Source organism: Cupriavidus taiwanensis (genome assembly GCF_900250115.1).
GTDB lineage: Bacteria > Pseudomonadota > Gammaproteobacteria > Burkholderiales > Burkholderiaceae > Cupriavidus > Cupriavidus taiwanensis_B.
The window spans coordinates 2,388,660-2,414,336 of sequence record NZ_LT984804.1 but is presented as its reverse complement, the minus strand read 5'-3'; the positions used below and the strand labels follow the sequence as shown (position 1 = coordinate 2,414,336).

Below are 25,677 nucleotides of genomic sequence, written 5' to 3'. Positions count from 1 at the left end.
GTTGCAGTCGGAAGCTGGCAGAAGGGTGTAGAGGTATGCGAATTGCATCCGTGGAGGATGATCCGGATCAGGCCGAACTGATCCGTCAGATTTTGGGCGAAGCCGGTTTCGAGTGCGAATCCTTCGCCAACGGCGCCGACCTGCTGCGCGCGCTGCGCGAGCGCGCTTACGACCTGCTGCTGGTCGACTGGCAGCTGCCGGGCACCAGCGGCTATGAACTGGTCAGCTGGGTGCGGCAGAAGTCCGGCAACATGCCGCCGATCCTGTTCGTCACCAGCCGCACCGCCGAAGCCGATATCGTCGACGGCCTGACGGTGGGCGCCGACGACTACATGCTCAAGCCCATCCGCGCCGGCGAGCTGGTCGCGCGCGTGCGCTCGCTGCTGCGCCGTGCCTACCCCGAGGCCGCGCAGGAAGTCGAGCTGATCCGGCGCGGCAACTACACCGTCGACACCCACGCGCGCACCATCACCGTCGGCGACGCAGCGGCGGTGCTGTCGCCGCGCGAATATGAGCTGGCCCTGTTCCTGTTCCGCAATACCGGGCGCCTGCTGGCGCGCGAGGTGATGGAACAGGCGGTGTGGGGCCGCGCCATGGGAGCGGGCTCGCGCACGCTCGACACGCATATCTCCCGCTTGCGCCTGAAGCTGGCGCTGCGCCCCGAGAACGGGGTGCGGCTGACCTCGGTGTATTCGCACGGCTATCGTTTCGAAGAGATTTCCGCGGCCGAAGCGCAGGCGGACGAGCACCGCGATGCGTAGGGTCGTGCGCGGTATCGCGCTGGCCCTGCTGGCCGGTGCGGCGGTGCCGGCGCAGGCCGGGCCCGCCGGCGCGCAGGGCGCCGACTTCATCTACGTGGTCGAGCCGGGCGATACGCTGATCGGGCTGGCCTCGCGCTACATGGCCTCGGAACAGGGCTGGCGCACGCTGCAGCGCCTCAACGGCGTGGCCGATCCGTACCGGCTGGTGCCGGGCTCGCGCGTGCGCATCCCGCTCAGCCAGATCCCGGAACAGGCGGCGTCGGCGCGCGTGGTCTACGTGAGCGGCGCGGTGCGCGCCAATGGCCGGCCGGTGCAGGTCGGCATGAACCTGGACGAGGCCGCGCGCATCGAGACCCCCGCCGGCGCCTCGGTCACGCTCGAGCTGCCGGACCGCACCCGCGTCACCTTGCCGCCCGCGACCACGGTGGCGGTGAAGCGGCTGCGCACCTTCGCGCGCAGCGGCCTGGTCGACACCGTGATCGGCATCGACCAGGGCGCGGCCGAGACCCGCGTCGCGCCCGAGGGCGGCGGCGTCGGCCGCTTCGAGATGCATACGCCGATGATGGTGACCGGTGTGCGCGGCACCCGCTATCGCGTTTCGGCCGACGCGGGCGGCAGCCGCAGCGAGGTGCTGCAGGGCCGGGTCGGCGTCAGCGCCGCGCGCGCACGGTCCGCAGCGGCACCGCAGCGCGCCATGACCGCGGCGGCGTCGCTCGAGGCCGGCTATGGCATGGGCGTGTCGGCCGGCGGCAAGCTGTCGCAACCGGTGGCGCTGTTGCCTGCGCCGGCCTTGTTGCCGCCCGATGAAACCGTGCTGGGGCGGTCGTTCGAGGCGGCCTGGCAACCGGTGCCGGGCGCGGTGGCCTACCGCGTGCGGGTGGCGCGCGATGCGGCGCTGAGCGAACTGGTCTGGACCGGCACCGCCAGCGGCGCCGATGCCGCCAGGGTGCGCGTCGATGGCCTGCCGGAAGGCACGCTGCACCTGAGCGTCAGCGCCATCGACCGGCACCAGCTGACCGGCCACGAGGCGCAGGCGCCGGTGTCGGTGCGGCTGAACCCGCCGGCACCGTTCACGCAGCAGCCCGCCGCGGATGCGGTGCGCTATGCCGATGCCGTGAGCTTCGAATGGGCCACGGTGCCGGGCGCGGCCCGCTACGAGCTGGCGCTTGCCACCGATGCCGCCTTTACCCGCGACGCCGCGCTCCACGCCGCCGCCGCGTCGCCCGCCGCGCAGGCGCTGGCGCCGGGCCGCTGGTGGTGGCGCGTGCGCAGCGTCGATGCGGCGGGACTGCCGGGGCCGTGGTCGGACGCGGTGCCGTTCCGCGTCGAGCCCAAGCCGCCGGTGCCGAGCCTGCAGGACCACGGCGGCGCGTTGCACATCGGCTGGCCCGATGGCGGCGGCGGCCCCGGCTACCGGGTGCAGCTGGCGGCCGACGCGGGCTTCGCCACGCTGCTGGCGGACGAACACACCGCCAGCAACGCCATCGACCTGCCGCGCCCCGCGCCGGGGGTCTATTTCATCCGGGTGGCGCGCGCCGCGCCCGGCGTGGCGCCCGAGCCCGCCGCGTTCTCGGCGCCGCAGCGCATCGACGTCATCGCCTTGCTGCGCGATGGGCAGGGCGGCGCAATCGGCTCGGGCGACCGGCCGGACGGCGGTGGCCGCGTCCGGCTCCGCTGACGCAAGCCGCCGGCCGGGCGTGCGCGCGGAGTCGCGCGCGACGGGACGCGCCTTCGGCCGGCGCACGCTGGTCGAATGGTGCCTGCTGGCCGCCGCGGTACTGGCGCTGGTGATGCTGGCGGCGCGCCAGGGCTGGACCGAACGCGCCGACCTGGCCGCCTACGACATCGCCATCGGCGCCCAGCACCATCCCGCCCGCAACGACATCGTCATCGTCGGCATCGACGATGCCAGCATCACCGCGATCGGCCGCTGGCCGTGGCGCCGCGCGGTGCTGGCGCAGCTGATCGAACGCATCGCCGCCGGCGGCCCGCGCGTGATCGGCGTCGACGTGATCCTGTCGGAGCGCGATACCCGTTATCCGCATGACGACGCCGTGCTGGCGCGCAGCATGGCGCTGGCCGGCAACGTGGTGCTGCCGGTGCTGGCCGAGCCCGGCCCCGCCGGCATGCTGGTGCGCTACCCGCTGGCCGGACTGGGTGCCGCCGTCGGCCATATCAACATGGTGGTCGATACCGACGGCGTGGCGCGCCAGGTCTACCTGCGCGAGGGCCCCCACCCGGTCGCCGCCGCAGGCGTGCCGCACCTGGCCGCGGTGATGGCGGGCTTCGGTCGCGCCGGCGCGCTGCCCGACGGCGTGCGCCACGAGCCGGCCGTGGTCACCGAGGCCAATGGCTGGGAACGCAGCGGCCGCCTGCGCATTCCCTATGCCGGCCCGCCCGGCACCTTTGCCCGCGTGTCGGTGCGCGACGTGCTGGAAGGCCACATCGATCCGGCCAGGTTTGCCGGCAAGGCGGTGCTGATCGGCGCGCTCGCCACCGGCATGGGCGACGTGCTGCCCACGCCGGTCTCGCGCGATGGCCGCGGCATGAGCGGCGTCGAGATCCTGGCCAACACCGTGCAGGCGGTGAGCGACGGCGATGCCATTGTCGCGGTAAGTCCGGCATGGCAGGCCGGCGGCACGCTGCTGGCGGTGCTGCTGGCGGCGCTGGCCGCGCTGCGGCTGCCGCCACGCGGCGCCCTGCTGGCCACCGGGCTGCTGCTGGCGGGCCTGCTGCTGGGCTCGCTGGCGATGCTGGCGCTGGCGCGGCTATGGTTCGCCCCGGCCGCCGCGGTGCTGGGCTGCGTGCTGTTCTATCCGTTGTGGAGCTGGCTGCGCCAGGAGGCGGCGCTGCGCTTCCTGAGCGACGAGCTGGCGCGGCTGGAGCGCGAGCCCGGCGTGATGCCCGCGCCGCGCCATCCGGGCGCCACGCTCGACAGCCGCATGCGCGCGGTCTACGCCATGAGCGCACAGCTGCGCGGCCTGCGCCGCTTTCTTTCCGACGGGCTGGAAAGCCTGCCCGATGCCACCGCCATCTGCGACCTGGACGGCGGCGTGCTGCTGGCCAACCGGCGCTGTGTGGCGCTGGCCCCGGCGGTGCTGGCGCAAGGATCGCCGCGCCCCGGCATCCGCGCCCTGATCGAGGCGGTGTGCCCGGCGCCGGCGTCGGCGCTGGCCTACTGGCAGGCGCTGCACGAGCGCTACGCCGGCGCGCCGGTGGTGCCGGTGCCGGTGCCCGAGGGCGGCATCGAAGTGTCCGGGCGCGGCGACCGCCGCTACCTGCTGCATGGCGCGCCGCTGCACGGCGAATCCGGCGCCGTGGCGGGCCTGATCGTCAGCGTCATCGATATCACCGCGATCCGCCTGGCGGAGCGCCAGCGCGAGCAGATGCTGCGCTTCCTGTCGCACGACATGCGCTCGCCGCAGGCGTCGATCCTGGCGCTGATCGAACTGGAACAGCGCCGCGCGCAGCTTGCCGGCGCAGGCCCCGGCGATGCGGCCGCGGAGCGCGGCGTGCTGGTGCGCATCGCCGCGCATGCGCGCCGCACCCTGACGCTGGCCGACGATTTCATCAGCGTCGCGCGCGCGGAGTCGAAGGCGCTGGCGTTCATGGAGGTGGAGCTCGGCGGACTGGTGCTCGACGCCACCGACCAGCTGTGGGCGCTGGCCAAGGCACGCGAGTTGTCCTTGCAGATCGACCTGCCCGACGATCCCGCGGTGCTGCAGGGCGAACCCGCGTTGCTGGTGCGCGCCATCGCCAACCTGGTCAGCAATGCGATCAAGTTCAGCCCGGCGGGCGCGACCGTGACGGTCTCGCTGACGCGCGAGGCGGAGTGCTTCGTGGTGGCCGTGCAGGACCATGGGCCAGGCATTGCCGAGGCAGACCAGGCCCGGCTGTTCGAGCCGTTCGCGCGGCTGCACCAGGGCCCGCAGGGCGCGCCGGAAGGGACCGGGCTGGGCCTGGTGCTGGTGCGCGCGGTGGCCGAGCGGCATGGCGGCCGGGCCAGCGTGCGCAGCCGGTCCGGCATGGGTGCGGTGTTCCGCCTCGAGCTGCCGTTTTCCCGGGCCGCGCAGCCCACTCCGCAATGATCGCGGCGCAGCGTGGGACGCGTTCAGGGGCATTGCCTGTTACGGCCACCGACACAATTGTTGGCAGTCGCAAACGGGGCATTTGCGTAGCATCGGAGCACCGCTGGAGCCGCATCCGGCGGTCTTCTCGCCCACGCCAGCTCCCCCACGGCTGTAACTGGCGTGGGCGGCTTTTTTGCCCCAGGCGCGAAACCGAGGGCAGAACCAGGCCCAGCCCTAAGCGCGCAATGTCAGGGTAAAGCGCGTCTTGCCCGCCTCTGACGACACGCCGATTGCGCCACCGTGCGCGGCGACGATGGCCTGCGTGATCGCCAGCCCCAGCCCCAGTCCCGCGCCATCGGACTCGGGCCGCGCGCGCGACTTGTCGGCGCGGAAGAAGCGATCGAACAGCACCGGCAGCAGCTCCGGCCGGATGGTCTCGCCTTCGTTCTCGACCACCACCTGCACCGCGTCGGCACCGGGCGTGATTTCCACCACGATGCCCTTGCCCGCGGGTGTATGCCGGAGCGCATTCGACAACAGGTTGCTCAGCGCGCGGCGCAGCATCAGCCGGTCGCCGGTGATGCGGCCGCGGCCGCGCAGCGTGAGCCGCACGTCCTTGTCCTCGGCGAGCGCATCGTAGAAATCGAACAGCGCCGCGACTTCGTCCGCCACCTCGATCGGTTCCGCGCTGGGCAGCGTGATGCCGTGCTCGGTCTTGGCCAGGTACAGCATGTCCGAGACCATGCGCGAGAGCCGCTGCAACTCTTCCACGTTCGAAGCCAGCACGTCGCGGTAGCGCGCGGCATCGCGCGGTTGCGACAGCACCACCTGGGTCTGGGTCATCAGGTTGGTGATCGGCGTGCGCAGCTCGTGCGCCAGGTCTGACGAGAATTCCGACAGGCGGGCGAAGTCGCGCTGCAGGCGCTCCAGCATCGCGTTGAGGGTGGCGGCGAGGTCCGCCATCTCCACCGGCACGGCGTCGACCGGCATGCGTTCGTCCAGCTTGTGCGCGGTCACGGCGCGCGCGCGCGAGGCCATGGTGCGCAGCGGCGACAGCCCGCGGCGCGCCGCCCACCAGCCCAGCAGCCCGCTCGCCAGCGCCGCCAGCGTGCCGTAGAAGGCCAGCGTGCTGCGGAACGCGTGCAGGAAGTGGTCATGCAGCGCCGTGTCCATGCCGACCAGCACCTGCAGCGCGCCCGGCTGGCTGCCGGCCGGCGCCACCGACAGCTGCGCGCGCAGGCCGCGGTAGGTCTGGCCCGCCTGTTCCCAGGCAAAGGCGCCGTTTCCGGCCGGCACCCGCGCGGCGGCGGCCAGCGCCGCGCGGAAGTCGAAATCCCGCGTGGCGTACAGGCGCTTGCCATCGGCGCCACGCACCTCGGCGACGAAGCCGGCATGGTGCTGCAGCGCCGGCCCCAGGCGTTGCGGCAGCGACGCCGCCGGGCCGTCGGCCGCGATTTTTTCGATCAGCCGCACGTTGTCGTCCAGCACGGCATAGTCCTCGTCGGCGAAATGATCGTCGATCGCCAGCCAGATCAGCACGCCCAGGCCCAGCAGCACCGCCGCCGACGACAGCGAAAAAAGGATGGTGAGCCGCGCCGTCAGCGACAGGCGGGGCTTCATCGGTGCTGCCCGTGCGGCCCGTCAGCCGCGTCGGCCGCGTCGGCCGCTTCGGCGGCGTCGGGCGCCTCCAGCACATAGCCCATGCCGCGCACGGTCTGGATCAGGCGGGCCTCGAAGCCGTCATCGATCTTGGCGCGCAGGCGCCGGATCGCGACGTCGATGACATTGCTGTCGCTGTCGAAGTTCATGTCCCACACCTGCGAGGCGATCAGCGAGCGCGGCAGCACCTCGCCGCGGCGGCGCGCCAGCAGTTCCAGCAGCGCGAACTCCTTGCTGGTCAGCGTGATGCGACGCCCGGCGCGGGTGGCGCGGCGGCGCGTCAGGTCCAGCACCAGGTCGGCCACCTGGATGCGGTCCAGCGTCATCTGCGCGGTGCCGCGGCGCAGCAGCGTGCGCACGCGCGCCAGCAGTTCGGAGAAGGCGAACGGCTTGACCAGGTAGTCGTCGGCACCCAGCTCCAGCCCCTTGACGCGGTCCGCCACGCTGTCGCGCGCGGTCAGGAACAGCACCGGCACGGCGTTCTGCCCCGCGCGCAGCGCCTGCACGATGCGCCAGCCGTCCACGTCCGGCAGCATTACGTCCAGGATGATCAGGTCGTAGGGCTCGGTCATGGCCATGTGCTGGCCGTCCAGCCCGTTGCGCACCAGGTCGACGACGAAGCCGGCCTCGGTCAGCCCCTGGCGCAGGTATTCGCCGGTCTTGGACTCGTCCTCCACCACAAGCAGTTTCATCAGTACTTTCCTTACGCGATCGGTCCGGCCGATTGCTCTCAAGACTTCTTCATGACGGCCGGGCAACTCTACGCCGGCATTGCCGGCGCCAACATGACCGCAAGATTACCGGATTGTCATGTTCCGGTCAGACCGCGGTAGGGTGGCGCTGGCTACGCTTGGCGTGCTGACTAACCGAACCGATGTGACATGCGACGCCATCCAAGCCCAGGCCGCCCAGCGCTGCCTCATTTGCTGCCTGATCCGCTCTGCGCCTTGCCCGACCTGCGGCGCCGCCGCTTCGTGCAGGGACTGGCCGCCGGCGGCGTGGTCGCCGGCCTGGCCGGGTTTGGCGGCAGCGCCTGGGGCCAGCATGCCGGGCACGGCGGTGGCGCGCGCGACGGACAGCCTGGGCCGGCCGGCAGCGGTGCCGGCCCGGTGCTGCGCGGCACCGAGTTCGACCTGGTGATCGGCGAATCGCTGGTCAACTACACCGGCAAGCCCGCCATCGCCACCACCATCAACGGCATGCTGCCCGGCCCGACGCTGCGCTGGCGCGAGGGCGACACCGTCACCATCCGTGTGACCAACCGCCTGCGCGAGGCCACCTCGATCCACTGGCACGGCATCATCCTGCCTTACCAGATGGACGGCGTGCCCGGCATCAGCTTCCCGGGCATACCGCCCGGCGCGACCTTCACCTACCGCTTCAAGGTGGCGCAGACGGGCAGCTACTGGTATCACTCGCACTCCGGCTTCCAGGAGATGACCGGCGTGTACGGCGGCATCGTCATCGATCCGGCCTCCGGGCACGAGCGCGCGCATGCCGACCGCGACCATACCGTGCTGCTGTCGGACTGGACCGACGAAGACCCGATGCGGGTGCTGAACAAGCTCAAGATCCAGGGTGACTACTACAACTACAACCAGCCCACGGTGGTCGATTTCTTCCGCGACGTGTCGCGCGACGGGCTGAAGCAGGCGCTGGACAAGCGCCGCATGTGGAACCAGATGCGCATGAGCCCGACCGACCTGGCGGACCTGTCCAGCGCCACCCTGACGCACCTGGCCAACGGCGTCACGCCGGCGGGCAACTGGACCGGCCTGTTCCGCCGCGGCGAGACCGTGCGGCTGCGCTTTATCAATGGCTCGGGCAACACCTTCTACGATGTGCGCATCCCCGGGCTCGAGCTGCGCGTGGTGCAGGTCGACGGGCAGGATATCGAGCCCGTCAGCGTCGACGAATTCCGCTTCGGACCCGGCGAGACCTGCGACGCCATCGTGACGCCGCGCGAAGACGCCTACACCCTGTTCGCGCAGTCGATGGACCGCACCGGCTATGCGCGCGGCACGCTGGCGGTGCGCGAAGGCCTGTCGGCGCCGGTACCCGCGCTGGACCGGGCCGAATGGCTGACCATGACCGACATGATGGGCGCGATGACCAGCCACGGCGGCCACGGCGGTCACGGAGGACATGGCGGCCATGGCGGCCATGGCGGAGAGGCCGGCCAGGGTGCCATGCAGATGGCGGGCATGGACCACGCCGGCATGGACCACAGCCAGCACGCGATGGCGCCCGCCGATGCGCTGCGGGTGCCCAGCAAGACCGCGCGCCATGCCCGCACCGAATACGGCGCCAGCACCGACATGCGCGTCGACATGGCCCGCACCAACCTGGACGACCCCGGCATCGGCCTGCGCAACAACGGCAGGCGCGTGCTGACGCTGGCCGACCAGCACACCATCGGCGGGGCCATGGATGCGCGCGGGCCGGGGCGCGAGGTCGAGCTGCACCTGACCGGCAATATGGAGCGCTACACGTGGTCGTTCGACGGCGTCGAGTTCGGCAAGTCGACGCCGATCTACTTCAAGCATGGCGAACGGCTGCGCGTGATCCTGCACAACGACACCATGATGACCCACCCCATGCACCTGCACGGCATGTGGAGCGAGCTCGAGGCGCCCGACGGCAGCTTCCAGGCGCGGCGCCACACCATCCCGGTACAGCCGGCGCAGCGCATCAGCTTCCTGGTCACGGCCGATGCCCTCGGGCGCTGGGCCTGGCATTGCCACCTGATGCTGCATATGGATGCGGGCATGTTCCGCGAAGTGGTGGTGGCGTGATGAAGCAAGCTGAACTCTCGATGCCGATGCCCGGATTCAAGAAGACCATGCTGGCCGCGGCGCTGGCGCTGGGCGCCATCGGCGCAGCCTTTGCGCAGGACCCGCAAGCCGGCCATGCGCACGCCCACGGTCAACAAGCTGCGCCCGCGGCGCCCGCCACGGTACAGGGCATGGGCCATAGCCAGATGCAGGGCATGGACCACGGGCAGATGGAGGGCATGGACCACGGCCAGATGCAAGGCATGGACCAGCAGGAGATCCAGACCATGGACGGCGACGGCGCGCCGCCGCAAGAGGCGGCCGCGGCGATGGACCATGGCGACATGAAGATGCAGGGCGGCAGCGCGCCGCCCGACGCCCGCGATCCGCACGCCTATTCCGGGGGCTACCAGCTCGGCGTCGGCCAGTACGCGCTGGGCGACAAGCGCCAGCTGGTGATGGCCGACGAGCACCTGTTCGCGTCGCTGCTGGTCGACCGCCTGGAGTGGGCCCACGCCAACGGCAGCAATGCCGCCGCCTACGAGGCACAGGCGTGGTTCGGCAACAGCTTCGACAAGCTGGTGCTCAAGGCCGAGGGCGAGGCCTCCGGGGGCAAGCTGCACGAAGCGCGCACCGAACTGCTGTGGGGCCATGCCGTGGCCAGCTACTGGGACACCCAGCTGGGCCTGCGCAACGACGCCGGCAGCGGGCGCCCGGCGCGCAACTGGCTGGCGTTCGGCGTGCAGGGCCTGGCGCCGTACTGGTTCGAGGTCGACGCCACCGCCTATGTCGGCACCAGCGGGCGGACCGCGCTGCGGCTGTCGGCGGAATACGAGCTGTTGCTGACCCAGCGCCTGATCCTGCAGCCGCGCATCGAGGCCAATCTCTACGGCAAGAACGATCCGGAAGTGGGCATCGGCAGCGGCTTGTCCAACGGCACCGTAGGGCTGCGGCTGCGCTATGAGTTCAGCCGGCAGTTCGCGCCGTATATCGGCGTGGAGCGCTACCAGACCTTCGGCAATACCGCGGACATGATCCGCACGGCCGGCGGCAAGTCGGGCGAAACGCGCTTCGTCGCCGGCGTTCGCGCGTGGTTCTGACGCGGTCGCCTGGACCATCACACTTCTACATCCCTCAGCGGAGACCACCATGCATGCCAATCGCCCCCTGATCCACGCCATGACTGCGGCCATCGCCGCGCTGGCCAGCAGCCTTGCCTTCGCGCATCCCAAGCTGGAATCATCGACGCCTGCCGACAAGGCCGAGGTGCCTGCGCCGCAGAAAATCGAGCTGCGCTTCTCCGAGAATCTCGTCACCCGGTTTTCCGGCGCCAACCTGGTGATGACCGGCATGCCGGGCATGGCCGATCATGCGCCGATGAAGATGGCGGTGAAGGTCGCGGGCAGCGATGACCCCAAAACCATGGTCATCACCCCGACCCAGCCGCTGCCGCAGGGCAGCTACCGGGTGGACTGGCGCGCGGTTTCTTCCGACACCCATCCCGTCAATGGCAACGTCACCTTCACGGTGAAGTAATTGGTGCAGCCGCAATGGCTGGCCGCCGGGCTGCGCCTGGCGCTTTATCTCGACCTCGCCCTGGTGTTCGGGCTGCCGCTGTTCTGCCTCTACGCGCTGCAACGGGACGAACTCTGCGGCCGCTTCGCGCGGCGTTGCCGGGCGCTGGCGCTGGGCGGCGCCGGCGCCGGCATCGCGCTGTCGCTGCTGGCCCTGGTCGAGATGGCGCGCTCCATGACCGGCGCGTCCGACTATGCCGCCGTGCAGAGCCATGTGCTGGCGATGATCGTCACCGGGACCGATTTCGGCGTGGCCTGGTGCGTGCGCGTGGCGGCCCTGCTGTTGTTCGTGCTGGCCGGCATCAACCTGCGCCGCTTGCACCGCTTGCACCGCTTGCACCGCTTGCGCGCGCCCAGCGCCGTGCTCGCCGCGTTTGGCGGCGTGGCGCTGGCCACGCTCGCATGGGGCGGGCATGGCGCGATGCACGATGGCGCGGTGCGCTACCTGCACCTGGCGTCGGACGTGATCCACCTGCTGGCGGCGGGCGCGTGGGTGGGGGCGCTGGCGGCGTTCCTGCTCCAGGCGTGGCCCGGGTCGACGCCGCACGGCGCCGCGCTCGCGCTGCTGAGCCGCAGCGCCAACGGCTTCGCGCGCATCGGCACCCGCATCGTGGCCTTGCTGGTGGTCACCGGCGTGCTCAACTACTGGCTCATCGTCGGACCGGCCATGCCGGAGTTCACGCCGATGTCCTACGGCGGGCTGCTAGCCGCCAAGCTCGCGCTGTTTGCCACCATGCTCGGCCTGGCGGCGGCGAACCGGTTTGCGCTGGCGCCGCGCCTGGCAGCGGCCGCGCGCACGGGCGCACCGGCTCCGGCGCTGCGGGCGATACAGGCGCTGCGGCGCAGCCTGCTGCTGGAAGCCGGCATCGCCGCGCTGGTGCTGGCGCTGGTGGCGGTGCTGGGCATGCTGTCGCCGGCGTGACGCCACGGCCGGCGCATGCGACCGCGTCGGCGCACAGCGTCAGACATAGGCGATCAGCCGTCCGGCGCAGATCACCAGCAGCCAGGCGGCAATCGACAGGATCGCATTCAGGCGTGCGCCGACAGGCGGCGCTGCGTCGGCGTCCCAGCCGCGCTCGCGGTGGTGCAGGCTGCGGCCAGGTCCGGCGTGGAACCACAGCACGTTAACCAGCGCCAGCACGATCAGGCCCAGCTTGGCGAGGAATGCCGGATTGCCGGCGAGCTCGTCGGCATGGGCCACGAACAGCAGCACGCCGCTGGCCGCGACGGCGATGAAGGCGCCGACGGTGAAGGGCAGCGCATGGCGCAGCAGCAGGCTGACCGGCAGCCGCCGGCCAAGCCCGGCCAGCCGCATGTCGACCACGAAGATGGAGCCGAACAGCAGCGCCATGCCGGCGAGGTGGACGATCTCCACCGCGGGATAGGCCCAGGCCGAACTGCGCAGCGCCGTCGCGAACGGCAGCCGCGCCAGCGTGCCGGCCCATTCGGTCCATGCGGTGAACAGCGCCGGCATGCGGCGTGCCGGCTCAGCGCAGCTCTACCGTCTTGCCGTCCACGTTGATGCGCTCCGCGCGCAGCTCGTCCGGCTTTTCCTTGCTGGCGTAGCCGACCAGCGTGACCTCGCGGCCCACCGCGACCTTGTCCGAGGTCGCGCCGCGCGCTTCCATGCGCGACACCGGGGCCAGCACCGCCAGCCAGCGCTTGCCGCCGGCATCGACGCGGATGTGCGCGTGCGGGTTCTCGTAATGGCTCTCGACGATCTTGCCGGTCAGCGTCATGGGCCTGGTCTCGTCATAGGTAGACCAGCCGTGGTGGGCGCCGGCCGGCATGGCTGCCATGGCCAGGGCGGCGGTGCTCAGGGCGGTGCTCAGGGCGGGGCGGAACAGGGCGGCACGGAACAGGGCGCGGATGCTGGGCATGGCGGGTCTCCGGTCAGGACAGGTGCAGTATAGGCGCCGATTCCCGCCCTCGCCGCCCTCGCCGTCCTTGCCACCGCGCCCGCGCGTGACTCAGGGCTGCGCGCGGCAGCTGTCGGCGCGCTGCACCAGGAGGCGCAGGCTAGGGCTGACGGGCTTGAGCGCGGCGCGCTCGGCCGTGAGCGCGAGCGCCAGGTTGCCGCTGCCGCTGCGCAGCGCCGCCTCGAGCAGGGTCAGGCCGATCACGTCGCGCTGCGCGTGGCTGCCGCCAAAGCGCTGGGCCACCAGGCGCACCGGCATCAGCAGCTCGATGGCGGTGGCGTAATCGCCCTGTGCGAACGCGATCAGGGCATCGGCCACCGGCAGCCCCACCTCGCGCGACATCATCGCGTTGGTGCCGTTGCCCAGCGCGGCACGCTCCAGCGCGGCGCGCACCTGGTCGGCCGCCGCGGGGCGTTGCGCTCCGAGGCTGGCCATCACCGCATGCACGTCGTTGAAGGCGTAATAGCCGGCCGCGCCGCGGCCGAGCCAGTCATCCGCCACCGCGTGCCAGCGCCGGCCCAGGTCCACGCCGCGCAGGTGCAGCCGCCACAGCAGCGCGGAGGCATCGACCAGGTCCAGCGCGATCGCCGGCGCAGGCCGGCTGATGGCGCGGTCGTACAGCGCCAGCACCTCGTCGGTCCGGCCGTCTTCCAGCAGGAACAGCGCCAGGTGCCACCAGTTATGCACCGCCAGCATGTTGTCGTCGGCCCAGTCCTGGCGCCGGCCTTCCAGCCAGGCAATCCCATCGTCGAGCCGGCCCTGCATCTCCATCACGTGCGCCACCGCGTGCACCGCCCATGGATCGCGCGGCTGGCATTCCAGCGCGCGCCGTCCGGCCTCCTCGGCGCGCTCGTAGAGCTGGGTTTCTTCCAGGCCGAACGCGTGCATGCCGAGCAGGAAGCCGTAACCGGGCATGCCGGCATCCCAGTGCGGCAGGGCCTGCGCCACGCGGTCGCGCAGCATGGTCGACTGGCCCAGCAGGAAGTCGCCCAGGTGCGCAGTCTGCAGCGCCAGCAGGTCGCGTGGATAATCGATCACGATGTCGCCATAGCAGCGCACGGCACGCTCGAAATCCCCGTCGAGCCAGGCGCGCGCCGCGGCGATATGGCGGCGCTCGCGCTCGTTGGCGCGGGCGTGCAGGGCTTCGCCGGCCTCGACGCTCTGGCGCAGCATGGGCTCGGCGGTGCCGTCGCCGGAGGTCACCATCAGCGCGGCGCGCAGCGCGTGGCCCATGGCGAAGCCGGGCTCGTCGGCCAGCGCCGCGTCGATCACTGCGAGCGGGTCGCCGTAGTAGCCGTTCAGCAGGCGCAGGGCGGTCTCGTACCGCGCCACCGAGCGCGTGTTCAAAGTCGAGACCGCGAGGTCCCTGGAATCCGTCAGTGCCATGACCGTCTCCGTGCGCCCGCGCGGCAGCGGGCTGTCACGAACCATCGTAGACGGCAAAAGGCCCGGTGTAACGGGCGCGGCGCGGTGCGGCGCACCATCACTGCACCCGGCGCGGCAGCGGTGCGCGATATGCCGCCGCCGCCATACCGGCGGCGCGCGTCGGTTAAACTGCCGCATCCCCAATCACCACCTCGAGAGCAGGCCTTCCATGAAAACACTCGCGCTTTTCCTTGGCACCCTGACCCTTGCGGGCGCCGCCTGCGCTGCCGGGCCGGCCGCGTCGGCGCCTGCCACCGCCGCGTCGGCGCCTGCCGCCGCGGCATCGGCGCCGCAGACGCTGGCGTCAGGCATGACCATCCAGCACCTGATCAAGGGCACCGGCGCCTCGCCCAAGGCCACCGACACGGTGCAGGTGCACTACCGCGGCACGCTGGCGGACGGCACCGAATTCGACAGCTCGTACAAGCGCGGCCAGCCGATCTCGTTTCCGCTCAACCGCGTGATCCCGTGCTGGACCGAGGGCGTGCAGGCCATGCAGGTGGGCGGCAAGGCACGGCTGAGCTGCCCGCCCGGCACCGCCTACGGCGCGCGCGGCGTGCCGGGCACGATCCCGCCGAACGCCACGCTGACCTTCGAGGTGGTGCTGCTCGGTATCGGCAGCTGAGCGCCCCGGCGCGGCGCCAGGATCGGTCGCGCGAGCAGAAAAAATTTTCAGGGACGGGCCGGCTGGTCCGGCCGGTGATGGCCACCCTCGTGGCCATCGCCGCGCGGGCGGCCCATCAGGATCGGCTGGAAGAACACGGCGCCGACCAGCGTGCAGGCCAGTGCCAGCGCCAGCAGCTTGCCCATGCTGGCGGTGCCGGGATGCTGCGACAGCCACAGGCTGCCGAAGGCGACCGCGGTAGTGGCGGCGCTGTACAGCACCGCGTGCGTCAGGCTCGACTGCAGCAGCTGGGTCTTGCCATGCCGCCAGGCAATCACGTAGTAGATCTTGAACGCCACGCCCACGCCCAGCAGCAGCGGCAGCGCGATCACGTTGGCGAAGTTCAGCGCAATGCCGAACACCACGCACAGCTCCAGCGTGACGATGGCCGATACCAGCAGCGGGATCAGCGTGCGCAGCACGTCGCCGAAGCGGCGCAGCGTGATCCACAGCAGCAGGGTGATCGACAGCACCGCCCAGGCACCCGCCTGCGCGAACGCGGTCATGATGGTATCGGCCGAGCCCCGGATCGCGATCGGTCCGCCGGTGGCGGCGGGCGCCACGCGCTGCACCGCGGCGATAAAGCGTGCCAGCGCGGCTTCGCGCTGCGCGCTGGCGGGCGGCGGCAGGCGCGGGCTGACGTTGACCAGCGCGCGCCCGTCCGGGGCAATCCAGTCGCGCACCAGCTCGGGCGGCAGGGTCTGCTGGCTGACCGCTTGCGGCGTCAGCGCCAGCTTCAGTCGCGCCAGTGCCAGCTGCAGCGGCAGGGCGATGGCGCGCTCGGCGCGGTCGCGCGCGGGCGCATCGGCCGCGGCCAGCTTTTCCAGCGTGGCGGAAAGATGCGCCGCTTCGGCGGCGCCAGGACCGGGATGCTGGTCAGCGGCGATTGCCAGCTGCCGCGCGGCCTGTCGCAGCGCATCGACGCGCGCGCTGTCGGTGGCGGGCGCCGCGCTCGGCTGCGCCAGCGCCGGCATCAGCGCGGCCGAGGCCTGGCCGATGGCCTGCAGCTTGGGCGGCTGGTCGTCCGGAATAAAGCTCTGCAGCGTGACCGCGCGCGCGACTTCGGGCAGTGCCGCGAGCTGGCCCGCCAGCGCATGCGCGGCCGGCAGCGACGGCGCCAGTACATTGACATCGTCGGTGCCGGCCTGCGGCGCATCCTGCAGCGCCAGCAGCGTGGCCATCGATTCGGACTGCGGATCCTTCAGGTGCAGCGGGTCGAAATCGAAGCGCAGGTGCGGCAGCAGCGGCGCGCCCGCCAGGATCGCGAGCAGCGTGATCAGCAGCACCGGCTTGCGGTAGCGGTCGAAGAAGCGGTCCGCCGGCGCCAGCCAGGCAAAGCCCGGCGAGGCGGATTCGCCGCCGGGCCTGAGCACCGCGATCAGCGCCGGCAACAGCGTGAAGGTGGTGGCGAACGCGACCATCATGCCGACGCCGGCGATCAGGCCCAGTTCGGCCACGCCGCGGTAGTCGGTGGGCAGGAAGCAGAAGAACGCCGCCGCCGTGGCCGCGGCGGCCAGCGCCAGCGGCGCGCCGACGGCGCGCGCGGCCAGCCCCAGTGCATCGACGATATGGTCGCGGTCATGGCGCTCGGCGCGGTAGCGCACGCCGAACTGGATGCCGAAGTCCACGCCCAGCCCGACGAACAGCACCGCGAAGGCCACCGAGATCATGTTCAGCGCGCCCACCATGGCCAGCCCCAGCGCGGCGGTGATCAGCAGTCCGGCGAACAGGCTCGCCAGCACCGCCACGATCAGCCGCGCCGACCGCAGCGCCAGCCACAGGATCAGCACCACCGCCAGCACCGTCAGCACGCCGTTGAGCAAGGCGCCATCGCTGACCGAGGCGAATTCGTCGTCGGCCAGCGCCTGCGGGCCGGTCAGGCGCACCGAGGCTTGGAAGCGCTGCGCCAGCTGCAGTTCGTCCGCGGCGTGGCGGATCGCGCGCGCGGCCTCGGCGCCGGCTTTGAGGTCGCTGTAGTCGAGCACTGGGCTGAGCGCGACAAAGCGGTAGACGTGACCGTCGGCGCCGGGCTTGAGGCTGTCGTCGAGCAAGCCCGCCCACGACAGCGCGGCGGGCTTGCGCGCCAGCACCTGGTCCAGCGTGCGCGCGCTGCTGCCCAGCAGACCGGCCATGTCGCCCAGCTTGACCTGCCCCATCTGCAGCGGCAGCGCCAGCGTGGTGGCGAGCACGTCGGACAGGCCGCGCAGCGTCGGGTCGTGCGCGAGGGCGTTGAGCAGCGGGCGCGCCTGCGTCAGTTGCTGCGTCAGCTGGCGGACCTCGTCGGTGCCGGCGAACAGCAGGCCGTTGCGCGCGAAGAAGGCGCCGCCGCCGGGCTGGCTGACCGCGGTGAAACGCGCCGGCTGCTGGCGCAAGGCTGCGGCCAGCGCATCGGCGGCGGCATCGGCCAGTTCCGCGGCCGGCGCCTGCACCACCGCCAGGATCATCTGGCCGCGCTGGGGAAAGGCCTTGGCGATGGCCTCCTCGCGCAGCGCCCACGGCGCGTCGGAATCCAGCAGGCGGCCGATGTCGGTGTTGATGGCAAAGTTGCGGACCACGTAGACGCCGCTGGCGGCGGTCACCAGTGCCGCCAGCAGGATGACGTGCCACGGCCGGGCGGTGGCAAGCCGGACGATGCGTGTCAGCAGCGAGGTCAGCATGGACAGATCCGGAAGGAGCACGAACCGCGAGTATATCGGCTGGGGCCATGCCGCACGCGCCATGCGGCGCCGCCGCGCCATCTTCAATCATTTCCCCGCGCTTGTATCCATGACGATTCACCGCTTGCCTTCCGTGGCGCCGCTTGCAGTGGCGTCGGAGATCCGAGCGGTCTGCTGCCCTGGCGGCCCGTTGCCTGCGGCGGTGCGCTAGGGGGCGGCCTGCCCGCGCCGCCAGCGGCGCAGTTCGAGCCACTGCCATGACAGCAGCGCGGGCACACCGAACAGGATCTCACGCGCGCGTTTGACCAGCGCCAGCGCCAGCGCCACTTGCGCATCCATCCCCAGCACCTGCCCCAGCAGCATCACCACCGCTTCCTGCACCCCCAGCCCGGCCGGCACGAAGAACGCCACGTGGCGCGCGGCCTGCGTCAGCGACTCGATCGCCAGCGCCTGCCAGAACGGCACCGGATGGCCCAGCAGCCACAGCGCCAGCCAGATCTCGAGTGTGCCGCTGAGCAGTCCGGCCAGCTGCCAGAGCAAAGCCTTTGCCAGTTCGCGGTGGCGCCGGTTGAGCGCGCGGATATGCGCGTCCAGGCGCGCACCGTCGATCAGCGCGACGATGCGGTGGTCGGCGCCGAACAGCCGGCGCGCCGCGCCTTCCAGCTTCTCGAACAAGGCGGCGTGGCGCAGCGACAGCGCGAACAGAACCGGCACCGGCAACGACAGCAGCAGGCCGGCCAGGATGATCCACGCGCTGGCGCGCTGCTGCAGCGCGACCACCAGCATCAGCACCCCGGTGGCGGCGAACAGGTACTGCGAGAACATCGTCAGCATCACTTCCACCACCACGCTGGCGGTGACCGCGGTGGTGTCATGGATGCGCAGCCGCGTCAGGCGGATGCCGACCAGTTCGCCGCCGACGCCCACGGTGGGCAGCAGGCGGGCTACCGCCTCGCGCACGGCTGCGACCCAACACAGGAAGCCCAGCCCGGCACGTTCGTCGGGATCGGCGGACGTCAGCAGCACGCGCCAGCCCTGCGCGTCGAGCAGCAGCGGCAGCGCGTGCAGCGGCACCAGCAGCAACAGCGGCCAGCCGCCCTGGGCCATCACCGCGGCGATATCGCCGGCGCCCTGGTGGATCACCAGCGCGGTCAGCGCCAGCAGGCCGAGCAGTCCGGTCAGGTAAGCCAAACGTTTCATCGGCGCATCGGCAAGCATCAGGACAACGCGCGGCCGGCGAACACATCGGCGAAGCCACCACGCCGCAGGGCCGCCTGATCCAGCGCGGCGCGCACCCGCGGCGACAGCAGCGCGGCGAGTTCCTCGGCGTGGCGGTAGCCGTGCATCGACGGGGCGATGGCTGCGCCGGACACCACCGCCGGATGCAGGTAGATCTCGACCACGCCCGCGGGCAGTTGCGCCAGCGCCTGCAGCAGCGCGGCCTCGTCCATCTGGCCGCTGCGCGCAATGCCGATCACGTAGTCATTGTGCGCAATGCCGGCGCGCTCCAGCCGGCGGCGCAGCAGCGCCAGCCACGGCCGCAGCAGCCACGGCGCACCCGCCTCGCGCGGCAGCCGCATCGCGCGCAGCCCGTAGTCGCGCCCGATCGACAGGATCAGCGACAGCACGGTCGGATGCAGGTGGAAATGCTTGTGCGTATTGACATGGTCGAGCGCCAGGCCGGTGGCGGCGAAGGCCTCGAACTGGGCGCGGATTTCCGCGGCGAGCTGGCGACGCACCGCGGGCAGGAAGAAGAAGCGGCAACCGTCCAGCGCCATGGCCGAGCCGAAGCGGCCGTGCGCATCGACCAGCGCGGGGATGCGCGCGCGCGGCAGCATGGCCGGGCCATCGGCCAGCACCACGTGCAGCCCCACGCGCAGCGCCGGCAGCCGGCGCGCGCGCGCCACTGCATCCGCCAGTGCGGGCGCGCCCACCATCAGGCTGGCGGTGTTGAGCACGCCGTCGCGGTGGGCCAGCTCCACCGCCTCGTTGACGGCCGGGTGCAGCCCGAAGTCGTCGGCGGTGACGATCAGCGCGCGTTGCGCCGCAAGCGGAAGCGCCCGGGCCAGGATCAGGCCTCGTGCGAGCGCAGGAAGCGGAAGAACTCCACGCCCTCGCGCAGGCGCCGCTTCATCATGTCCCAGCTGCCGAGCATCTCGCGCACGATCTCCCAGATCTTGCGGGGGCGGAAGTAGAAGCGCTTGTAGAAGGTCTCGACGCCGTGGTAGATGTCCTCCTTGGACAAGTGCGGGTAGCTGATCGCCGCCAGCTGGACGCCCTGGTCGTTGACCAGGTTGATGACCTTGTTTTCCTCGAGCCAGCCGTTTTCCACCGCCTGGCGGTACAGCGTGGTGCCAGGGTAGGGCGCCGCCAGCGAGACCTGGATGGTATGCGGGTTGATTTCCTTGGCGTACTCGATGGTCTTCTCGATGGTCTCGCGGGTTTCGCCCGGCAGGCCCAGGATGAAAGTGCCGTGGATCTGGATACCAAGCTTGCGGCAGTCTTCGGTGAAGCGGCGCGCGATGTCGGTGCGCAGCCCCTTCTTGATGTTCAGCAGGATCTGGTCGTCGCCGGACTCATAGCCCACCAGCAGCAGGCGCAGGCCGTTTTCCTTCATGATCTTGAGCGTGCTGTAGGGCACGTTGGCCTTGGCATTGCAGGACCACGTCACGCCCAGCTGGCCCAGCCCGCGCGCGATCTCTTCGACGCGCGGCTTGAAGTCGGTGAAAGTGTCGTCGTCGAACATGATCTCCTTGACCTCGGGCATGTTCTCCTTGATCCATTTCACCTCGGCGAGCACGCTTGCCGCCGAGCGCGTGCGGTAGCGGTGCCCGCCCACCGTCTGCGGCCACAGGCAGAAGGTGCAGCGCGAACGGCAGCCGCGGCCGGTGTAGATCGATACGTAGGGATGCTTCAGGTAGCCGATGAAGTAGTTCTCGATCTTCAGGTCGCGCTGGTAGACCGGCGCCACGAACGGCAGCTGGTCCATGTCCTCGATCATCGGGCGCTGGCCGTTGTGTTCGAGCGAGCCGTCCGGCTGGCGATAGCTGAGCCCCAGGATGTCCCTGAGCGGCTTGCCCGCGGCCACGTCCTGGCAGGTGTAGTCGAATTCCTCGCGGCAGACGAAGTCGATGGCGTCGCTCGCGCCCAGCGTGCCGCCGGGATCGACCGCGGGCTTGGCGCCGACCATGCCGATCATCACGCCGGGATGGCGCTGCTTCAGCGCCTCGGCGAACCTGGCGTCGGTGGGAAACGACGGCGTGCTGGTGTGGATAATCACCAGTTCATAGTCCGCGGCGATCGCCAGCGTCTGCTGCACGCTGAGGCCGTCGGCCGGGGCATCGAGCACGCGGCTGCCGGGCACCAGCGCGGCCGGCTGCGCCAGCCAGGTGGGGTACCAGAACGACTTGATCTCGCGCTTGGCCTGGTAGCGCGAACCGGCGCCGCCGTCGAAGCCGTCGAACGACGGGGCCTGCAGGAACAGGGTTTTTTTCATAGCGGCCTCTTGGTATGGATGCCGGTGAAAGCCTGGGTGTCGGGAGCGGGCTTCGGCTGTTTTCTCCCCTCTCCCGCTTGCGGGAGAGGGGTGGGGGAGAGGGCCGGCGCCCGACCGGAGTGCTGCGCTTCACCTACCGCCAGCACCTGCTCCCGCCACCACACCCTCTTGCCAGCCAACGCCAGCGCCCAGCACGCCAGCAACAAGCCATCACGCAACGGCGCCCGCAGTGCCGCCGCGACGCTGCCCGCCAGCACGCTGCGCGCCATCACACCGACGAGCGCCGCGGCGATCACCAGCGGCAGCGGTGCCAGCCACACGCCCAGCGCCAGCATCGGCCAGGTGAAGGTGATGAAGCTGAACGCATAGCCCATGGCGTTCAGCGACGCAATCGTGCGCATCCAGCGCAACTCATGGCGCCATAGCGGCGTGAAGCGGTCTTCGGTGATATCGGTCGTCACCACTACCTCCGACAGCACCGTGCGCAAGCCCAGCCGCCGCGTCAGCTCGCCGAGCCAGTAATCGTCAGCCAGCCGGTCGCGCAACGCCCCGAAACCGCCGATGGCCGCCAGCGCGTCACGGCGCAGCGCGATGGTGGCGCCAAAGGCAAAGCGCCGCGAGCCGCCCGCATGGGCGATGCGCACCGCCGGCGCGAACCAGTCATCGACAAACTGCGCGCCCAGGCGCGACCAGAAGCCGCCGATGGCATGGCCGCGGTACAGGCAGGTGACCACGCCGACGCCGGCCTGCGCCAGCGGCGCCGTCACGCGCGCCAGGTGGTCCGGCGCCACCGCGACGTCGCTGTCGGCGATGACCAGCGCATCGTGCCTGGCCGCGCCGGACAGGTTGATCAGGTTGCTGACCTTGAGGTTGCTGCCGTGCACCCGCGGGTCGATCACCAGTGCGATGTCGCAGGCCGGGAAGTCGCGCCCCAGCCGCTCCACCACGGCGATGGCGGGATCGTCCGCGGCGCGCACGCCGAACACCAGCTGGAAGCACGGATGCCGCTGCCGGCAGAACGTCGCCAGGTTGGCGTAGAGACGGGGTTCGGCGCCGCACAGCGGCTTGAGCACGCTGACCGGCGTGCTGGCCACGGCCCCGCCATGCGCCGGCTTGCGGCGCGACAACCAGGTCGCCGCCAGCGCATAGCCGGCCGTCACGCAGACCAGCGCTGCGCCGGGCAGGATGGCGGCAAGTCCGGCGGCCATCGCAAAGGCTTCAGTGCGTGGCGGCGCTGGCCGGCGCCTCGGCCGGCCGGGGCTGCCTGGCGGGCGGCCGGGCGCGCTGGATTTCCTCGAGCTTGATCTCGACGTGGCGCGAGAACACGTATTCGGCCGGCCGCTGCCGATCCAGCGCAATGTCCGGCGCCATCGGGCCGCTGGTGCGCACGCCGCGCAGGCTGACGCCGAGCGCCTTGAGCGGATGGGCAAAGGTGTCGGCCACGGCGGTGGCTTCGTAGCCGCTGTGCACCATGCAGTCGGCGCATTTCTCGTAGTTGCCGGTGCCGTAGGCGTCCCAGTCGGTCTCGTCCATCAGTTCGCGGAAGCTCGCGGCATAGCCTTCGCCGACCAGGTAGCACGGGCGCTGCCAGCCGAACACCGTGCGCGCCGGGTTGCCCCACGGGGTGCAGTGGTAGGTCTGGTTGCCGGCGAGGAAGTCGAGGAACAGCGTCGACTGGCTGAATGCCCAGTTCTTGCCCGCGCGGCCGCGGCTGAGGATGTCGCGGAACAGCTGGCGGGTCTTGCCGCGGTTCAGGAAGTGCTGCTGGTCCGGCGCGCGTTCATAGGCATAGCCCGGCGACACGGTGATGCCATCGACGCCCAGCGCCTTGACCGAGTCGAAGAACCTGGCCACGCGCTCGGGCTGCGCATCGTTGAACAGCGTGCAATTGATATTGACGCGGAAGCCGCGTGCCTTGGCCGCGCGGATCGCCTCGACGCAGCGGTCGTACACGCCTTCCTGGCACACCGAGCGGTCATGCATCTCGCGGTCGCCGTCCAGGTGCACCGACCAGATGAAATACGGGCTGGGCTGGTACTGGTCCAGCTTCTTTTCCATCAGCAGCGCATTGGTGCACAGGTAGACAAACTTGCGCCGGGCGATGATGCCTTGCACGATCTGCGGCATGTCCTTGTGCAGCAGCGGCTCGCCGCCGGCGATGGACACCACCGGCGCGCCGCACTCGTCCACCGCCTCCAGGCATTGCTGCACCGACAGGCGCTGGTTCAGGATCGGGTCGGGGTAGTCGATCTTGCCGCAGCCCGAGCAAGCCAGGTTGCAGCGGAACAGTGGTTCCAGCATCAGCGCCAGCGGATAGCGTTTCTGCCGCGACAGGTGCTTGCCGACGATATAGGCGCCCACGCGGGCAACCTGCAGGAGCGGAATGGCCACGACAGCTTCCTCTGGTTGGTTCAGCCTGCAATGTTCTCGTTGGCGGAAGCCGGCGCGGCCTCCGTGCCGGCCTCGGCCGGTGCCGCCGGCGGCTTCGCGTCGGCGAGTTCGGCCGGCAGCCTGAACTCGGCATGCTCTTCGCGCCCGGCCATGGTGCTGACCTCGACCGGCCCCAGCCGGCGCAGCGCGGCGATCACGTCTTCGACCATGGCCTCGGGGGCCGAGGCGCCCGCGGTGATGCCGACCACGTTGGCGTCGCGCACCCAGGAGGGGTCGAGCTCGCTGCCTTCGGCGATCAGGTAGCTGGGCACGCCGCTTTCGGTGCCGATCTCGCGCAGGCGGTTGGAATTGGAACTGTTGGTCGCGCCGATCACCAGGATCACGTCGGCCAGCTTGCACAGGTCGCGCACTGCGCTCTGGCGGTTCTGCGTGGCGTAGCAGATGTCGCGGGTATCGGGGCCGACCAGGTTGCTGAAGCGCCGTCCGAGCGCGGCGATGATGTTGCGGGTGTCGTCCACGCTCAGCGTGGTCTGGGTGACGTAGGCGACCGGGGTGTCGTCGGGCAGGTCGAGCTTGCCGACGTCGGCCTCGTTCTGCACCAGGATCACCTTGCCGGGAATCTGGCCCATGGTGCCTTCGACTTCGGGGTGGCCGGCATGGCCGATCAGGATCACGGTGCGGCCGCTGGCGGCGTACTGGCGGCCCTGGGTGTGGACCTTGATCACCAGCGGGCAGGTGGCGTCAATGGCATGCAGCTGGCGCTGGCGGGCATCGGCGACGACTTCGCGCGACACCCCGTGCGCGCTGAAGATGGTCACCGCGCCGGCCGGCACTTCGTCCAGCTCCTCGACGAAACGCGCGCCCTTGTCCTTCAGTCCCTGCACGACGTGCTTGTTATGCACGATTTCATGCCGCACGAACACCGGCGCACCATGCTTCACGAGGGCGCGGTCGACGATCTCGATCGCGCGCACCACGCCGGCACAGAAGCCCCGGGGCTGAGCAAGAATCACCTGCATGGAGTAGCCCCCGACCCATTTGCTACGGGTTTCAGTGTTTGGGATCGCGCAACGGAAAACGATGCCCGACAACGATCCCGACAGCGCTGCCCGGATCCGAACCAGACCCACCGGAGCCAGGACCCACCGGAGATCCGCCGCGGATCACATTTTCCTCGCACGGTGGTTACTATATACCCGACACGCCGGCTTTGTCTGGCGCCGCCACGATCGGCGCAGGGCCGGCCCGGCGACGCCGCCTTGCGAGGAAACGGGTTGATGAGCAAAAACGATGACGTGCTGGTGACCGGTGCAGCGGGTTTCCTGGGCTCGGCGGTGGCGCGCCAGGCGCTGGCGCGCGGCTGGCGGGTGCGCGTGCTGGTGCGCCCGCAGAGCCCCCGCACCAATCTTGCCGGGCTGCCGGTGACCCTGGTCCAGGGCGACATGCGCGATGCCGCCGCGGTGGCCGCGGCGCTGCAGGGCGTGCGTTACCTGTTCCATGTCGCTGCCGACTACCGGCTGTGGGCGCGCGATCCGGAAGACATCGTGCGCACCAACGTCGACGGCACGCTGACGGTGATGGAGGCCGCGCAGCGGGCCGGGGTCGAGCGCGTGGTCTATACCAGCAGCGTGGCGACGCTGCGCGTCGCCGGCGCGCAGTCACCGGTGGACGAGACCGCGGCGCTGCGCCCGCACGAGGCCATCGGCGCCTACAAGCGCAGCAAGGTGCTGGCCGAACGCGTGGTCGAACAACGGGTGGCCGGGCACGGCCTGCCGGCGGTGATCGTCAACCCGTCCACCCCCATTGGCCCGCGCGACGTGCGGCCCACGCCGACCGGCCGCATCATCGTCGAGGCCGCCACCGGCAAGATCCCGGCCTTTGTCGATACCGGGCTGAACCTCGCCCACGTCGAAGACGTCGCCAACGGGCATTTCCTGGCGCTGGAACGCGGCCGCACCGGCGAGCGCTATATCCTGGGCGGCCAGGACGTGATGCTGCAGCAGATGCTGCGCGATATCGCCCAGCTGTGCGGCCGGCGCGCGCCGACCCTGCAGCTGCCGCGCTGGCCGCTGTATCCGCTGGCCTACGGCGCGGAAGCGGCGGCGCGGCTGACCGGCAAGGAGCCGTTCCTGACGGTCGATGGACTCAATATGTCCCGCTACCGGATGTTCTTTACCTCGGACAAGGCCCGCAAGGAACTGGGGTATCAGCCGCGCCCGTACCAGGAGGGGCTGCGCGATGCGCTGGCATGGTTCCGCGCGCACGGTTACCTGGGCCACTCCTGAGC

General features: G+C 70.9%; 21 protein-coding genes. 9 read left to right on the top strand and 12 right to left on the bottom strand.

The window, feature by feature from the left end; translation table 11 throughout:
• Nucleotides 1-35 precede the first annotated feature (35 nt).
• The 3 genes from CBM2586_RS27425 to CBM2586_RS27415 are packed head-to-tail and all read left to right on the top strand — an operon-like array spanning nt 36 to nt 4,849.
• Nucleotides 36-761 carry a response regulator transcription factor gene (locus CBM2586_RS27425; protein WP_115666183.1) on the top strand — a complete coding sequence of 242 codons (726 nt, stop codon included), beginning with the start codon at nt 36-38 and terminating at the stop codon, nt 759-761.
• Nucleotides 754-2,439 (top strand): FecR family protein, encoded by a 1,686-nt coding sequence (locus CBM2586_RS27420; RefSeq protein ID WP_115690984.1) that lies wholly within the window; start codon nt 754-756, stop codon nt 2,437-2,439. Before CBM2586_RS27425 ends, CBM2586_RS27420 begins: the two co-directional genes overlap by 8 nt.
• Nucleotides 2,372-4,849 (top strand): CHASE2 domain-containing protein, encoded by a 2,478-nt coding sequence (locus CBM2586_RS27415; RefSeq protein WP_115690982.1) that lies wholly within the window; start codon nt 2,372-2,374, stop codon nt 4,847-4,849. The genes CBM2586_RS27420 and CBM2586_RS27415 overlap by 68 nt, the downstream gene beginning before the upstream one ends.
• Nucleotides 4,850-5,065: 216 nt before the next feature.
• Here CBM2586_RS27415 and CBM2586_RS27410 read toward each other — a convergent pair whose 3' ends face one another.
• The gene (locus tag CBM2586_RS27410) at nt 5,066-6,451 is read right to left on the bottom strand and encodes a heavy metal sensor histidine kinase (RefSeq protein ID WP_115666186.1); all 1,386 of its coding nucleotides are present in this window, start codon (nt 6,449-6,451) and stop codon (nt 5,066-5,068) included.
• Nucleotides 6,448-7,182, bottom strand: coding sequence for a heavy metal response regulator transcription factor (locus tag CBM2586_RS27405; RefSeq protein ID WP_115690979.1), 735 nt, complete (start codon nt 7,180-7,182; stop codon nt 6,448-6,450). The genes CBM2586_RS27410 and CBM2586_RS27405 overlap by 4 nt, the downstream gene beginning before the upstream one ends.
• Before the next feature lie 189 nt (nt 7,183-7,371).
• On the opposite strand from CBM2586_RS27405, the gene CBM2586_RS27400 reads away from it, so the two are divergent.
• Genes CBM2586_RS27400 through copD form a run of 4 tightly spaced genes read left to right on the top strand, consistent with a single transcriptional unit; the run spans nt 7,372 to nt 11,760 of the window.
• The gene (locus CBM2586_RS27400) at nt 7,372-9,285 is read left to right on the top strand and encodes a copper resistance system multicopper oxidase (protein ID WP_240988040.1); all 1,914 of its coding nucleotides are present in this window, start codon (nt 7,372-7,374) and stop codon (nt 9,283-9,285) included.
• 26 nt (nt 9,286-9,311) lie between these two features.
• Nucleotides 9,312-10,364: a copper resistance protein B gene (locus CBM2586_RS27395; protein ID WP_115691520.1), complete on the top strand. Its 1,053-nt coding sequence runs from the start codon at nt 9,312-9,314 to the stop codon at nt 10,362-10,364.
• A gap of 49 nt (nt 10,365-10,413) precedes the next feature.
• Nucleotides 10,414-10,800, top strand: a complete 387-nt coding sequence (copC, locus tag CBM2586_RS27390; RefSeq protein WP_115666189.1) for a copper homeostasis periplasmic binding protein CopC — start codon at nt 10,414-10,416, stop codon at nt 10,798-10,800.
• Between the two features lie 3 nt (nt 10,801-10,803).
• A complete protein-coding gene (gene copD / locus CBM2586_RS27385; protein WP_373424293.1) occupies nt 10,804-11,760 on the top strand; it encodes a copper homeostasis membrane protein CopD in 957 nt (318 codons plus the stop codon).
• Nucleotides 11,761-11,799: 39 nt separating this feature from the next.
• Here the strand turns inward: copD and CBM2586_RS27380 are convergent, their stop codons facing one another.
• The 3 genes from CBM2586_RS27380 to CBM2586_RS27370 form a co-directional block, all read right to left on the bottom strand.
• A complete protein-coding gene (locus CBM2586_RS27380; protein WP_115666191.1) occupies nt 11,800-12,312 on the bottom strand; it encodes a DUF6644 family protein in 513 nt (170 codons plus the stop codon).
• Nucleotides 12,313-12,325: 13 nt separating this feature from the next.
• Nucleotides 12,326-12,718 (bottom strand): DUF6152 family protein, encoded by a 393-nt coding sequence (locus CBM2586_RS27375; RefSeq protein ID WP_115690975.1) that lies wholly within the window; start codon nt 12,716-12,718, stop codon nt 12,326-12,328.
• Nucleotides 12,719-12,808: 90 nt separating this feature from the next.
• Nucleotides 12,809-14,143 carry a tetratricopeptide repeat protein gene (locus CBM2586_RS27370; protein WP_115690973.1) on the bottom strand — a complete coding sequence of 445 codons (1,335 nt, stop codon included), beginning with the start codon at nt 14,141-14,143 and terminating at the stop codon, nt 12,809-12,811.
• Nucleotides 14,144-14,351: 208 nt separating this feature from the next.
• On the opposite strand from CBM2586_RS27370, the gene CBM2586_RS27365 reads away from it, so the two are divergent.
• The gene (locus CBM2586_RS27365) at nt 14,352-14,807 is read left to right on the top strand and encodes an FKBP-type peptidyl-prolyl cis-trans isomerase (RefSeq protein ID WP_115690971.1); all 456 of its coding nucleotides are present in this window, start codon (nt 14,352-14,354) and stop codon (nt 14,805-14,807) included.
• Between the two features lie 47 nt (nt 14,808-14,854).
• Here the strand turns inward: CBM2586_RS27365 and CBM2586_RS27360 are convergent, their stop codons facing one another.
• From CBM2586_RS27360 to ispH, 7 genes are all read right to left on the bottom strand, one after another.
• Nucleotides 14,855-17,503, bottom strand: a complete 2,649-nt coding sequence (locus CBM2586_RS27360) for an MMPL family transporter (RefSeq protein ID WP_115691518.1) — start codon at nt 17,501-17,503, stop codon at nt 14,855-14,857.
• Nucleotides 17,504-17,710: 207 nt separating this feature from the next.
• On the bottom strand, nt 17,711-18,703 hold the full coding sequence (locus CBM2586_RS27355) for a lysylphosphatidylglycerol synthase domain-containing protein (protein ID WP_115666558.1): 993 nt from the start codon (nt 18,701-18,703) through the stop codon (nt 17,711-17,713).
• A gap of 17 nt (nt 18,704-18,720) precedes the next feature.
• Nucleotides 18,721-19,536: a hopanoid biosynthesis-associated protein HpnK gene (hpnK, locus tag CBM2586_RS27350; RefSeq protein ID WP_115690969.1), complete on the bottom strand. Its 816-nt coding sequence runs from the start codon at nt 19,534-19,536 to the stop codon at nt 18,721-18,723.
• Between the two features lie 38 nt (nt 19,537-19,574).
• Nucleotides 19,575-20,999 (bottom strand): hopanoid biosynthesis associated radical SAM protein HpnJ, encoded by a 1,425-nt coding sequence (hpnJ, locus tag CBM2586_RS27345; RefSeq protein WP_115666197.1) that lies wholly within the window; start codon nt 20,997-20,999, stop codon nt 19,575-19,577.
• A complete protein-coding gene (gene hpnI, locus CBM2586_RS27340) occupies nt 20,996-22,207 on the bottom strand; it encodes a bacteriohopanetetrol glucosamine biosynthesis glycosyltransferase HpnI (RefSeq protein ID WP_115690967.1) in 1,212 nt (403 codons plus the stop codon). Before hpnI ends, hpnJ begins: the two co-directional genes overlap by 4 nt.
• 10 nt (nt 22,208-22,217) lie before the next feature.
• Nucleotides 22,218-23,390, bottom strand: coding sequence for an adenosyl-hopene transferase HpnH (hpnH, locus tag CBM2586_RS27335; RefSeq protein WP_115690965.1), 1,173 nt, complete (start codon nt 23,388-23,390; stop codon nt 22,218-22,220).
• 20 nt (nt 23,391-23,410) lie between these two features.
• Nucleotides 23,411-24,409, bottom strand: a complete 999-nt coding sequence (ispH, locus tag CBM2586_RS27330) for a 4-hydroxy-3-methylbut-2-enyl diphosphate reductase (protein ID WP_115666200.1) — start codon at nt 24,407-24,409, stop codon at nt 23,411-23,413.
• Between the two features lie 258 nt (nt 24,410-24,667).
• Here ispH and hpnA point away from each other — a divergent pair, with 258 nt between their 5' ends.
• On the top strand, nt 24,668-25,675 hold the full coding sequence (gene hpnA / locus CBM2586_RS27325) for a hopanoid-associated sugar epimerase (protein ID WP_115666201.1): 1,008 nt from the start codon (nt 24,668-24,670) through the stop codon (nt 25,673-25,675).
• Nucleotides 25,676-25,677: the final 2 nt, after the last annotated feature.

What these genes read in the sequence shown, in the direction of transcription:
- CBM2586_RS27425 (WP_115666183.1), top strand. Translation starts at nt 36, where the DNA reads ATGCGAATTGCATCCGTGGAGGATGATCCGGATCAGGCCGAACTGATC.
- CBM2586_RS27420 (WP_115690984.1), top strand. Translation starts at nt 754, where the DNA reads ATGCGTAGGGTCGTGCGCGGTATCGCGCTGGCCCTGCTGGCCGGTGCG.
- CBM2586_RS27415 (WP_115690982.1), top strand. Translation starts at nt 2,372, where the DNA reads ATGGGCAGGGCGGCGCAATCGGCTCGGGCGACCGGCCGGACGGCGGTG.
- CBM2586_RS27410 (WP_115666186.1), bottom strand. Translation starts at nt 6,451, where the DNA reads ATGAAGCCCCGCCTGTCGCTGACGGCGCGGCTCACCATCCTTTTTTCG.
- CBM2586_RS27405 (WP_115690979.1), bottom strand. Translation starts at nt 7,182, where the DNA reads ATGAAACTGCTTGTGGTGGAGGACGAGTCCAAGACCGGCGAATACCTG.
- CBM2586_RS27400 (WP_240988040.1), top strand. Translation starts at nt 7,372, where the DNA reads ATGCGACGCCATCCAAGCCCAGGCCGCCCAGCGCTGCCTCATTTGCTG.
- CBM2586_RS27395 (WP_115691520.1), top strand. Translation starts at nt 9,312, where the DNA reads ATGCCCGGATTCAAGAAGACCATGCTGGCCGCGGCGCTGGCGCTGGGC.
- copC (WP_115666189.1), top strand. Translation starts at nt 10,414, where the DNA reads ATGCATGCCAATCGCCCCCTGATCCACGCCATGACTGCGGCCATCGCC.
- CBM2586_RS27380 (WP_115666191.1), bottom strand. Translation starts at nt 12,312, where the DNA reads ATGCCGGCGCTGTTCACCGCATGGACCGAATGGGCCGGCACGCTGGCG.
- CBM2586_RS27375 (WP_115690975.1), bottom strand. Translation starts at nt 12,718, where the DNA reads ATGCCCAGCATCCGCGCCCTGTTCCGTGCCGCCCTGTTCCGCCCCGCC.
- CBM2586_RS27370 (WP_115690973.1), bottom strand. Translation starts at nt 14,143, where the DNA reads ATGGCACTGACGGATTCCAGGGACCTCGCGGTCTCGACTTTGAACACG.
- CBM2586_RS27365 (WP_115690971.1), top strand. Translation starts at nt 14,352, where the DNA reads ATGAAAACACTCGCGCTTTTCCTTGGCACCCTGACCCTTGCGGGCGCC.
- CBM2586_RS27360 (WP_115691518.1), bottom strand. Translation starts at nt 17,503, where the DNA reads ATGCTGACCTCGCTGCTGACACGCATCGTCCGGCTTGCCACCGCCCGG.
- CBM2586_RS27355 (WP_115666558.1), bottom strand. Translation starts at nt 18,703, where the DNA reads ATGAAACGTTTGGCTTACCTGACCGGACTGCTCGGCCTGCTGGCGCTG.
- hpnJ (WP_115666197.1), bottom strand. Translation starts at nt 20,999, where the DNA reads ATGAAAAAAACCCTGTTCCTGCAGGCCCCGTCGTTCGACGGCTTCGAC.
- hpnI (WP_115690967.1), bottom strand. Translation starts at nt 22,207, where the DNA reads ATGGCCGCCGGACTTGCCGCCATCCTGCCCGGCGCAGCGCTGGTCTGC.
- ispH (WP_115666200.1), bottom strand. Translation starts at nt 24,409, where the DNA reads ATGCAGGTGATTCTTGCTCAGCCCCGGGGCTTCTGTGCCGGCGTGGTG.
- hpnA (WP_115666201.1), top strand. Translation starts at nt 24,668, where the DNA reads ATGAGCAAAAACGATGACGTGCTGGTGACCGGTGCAGCGGGTTTCCTG.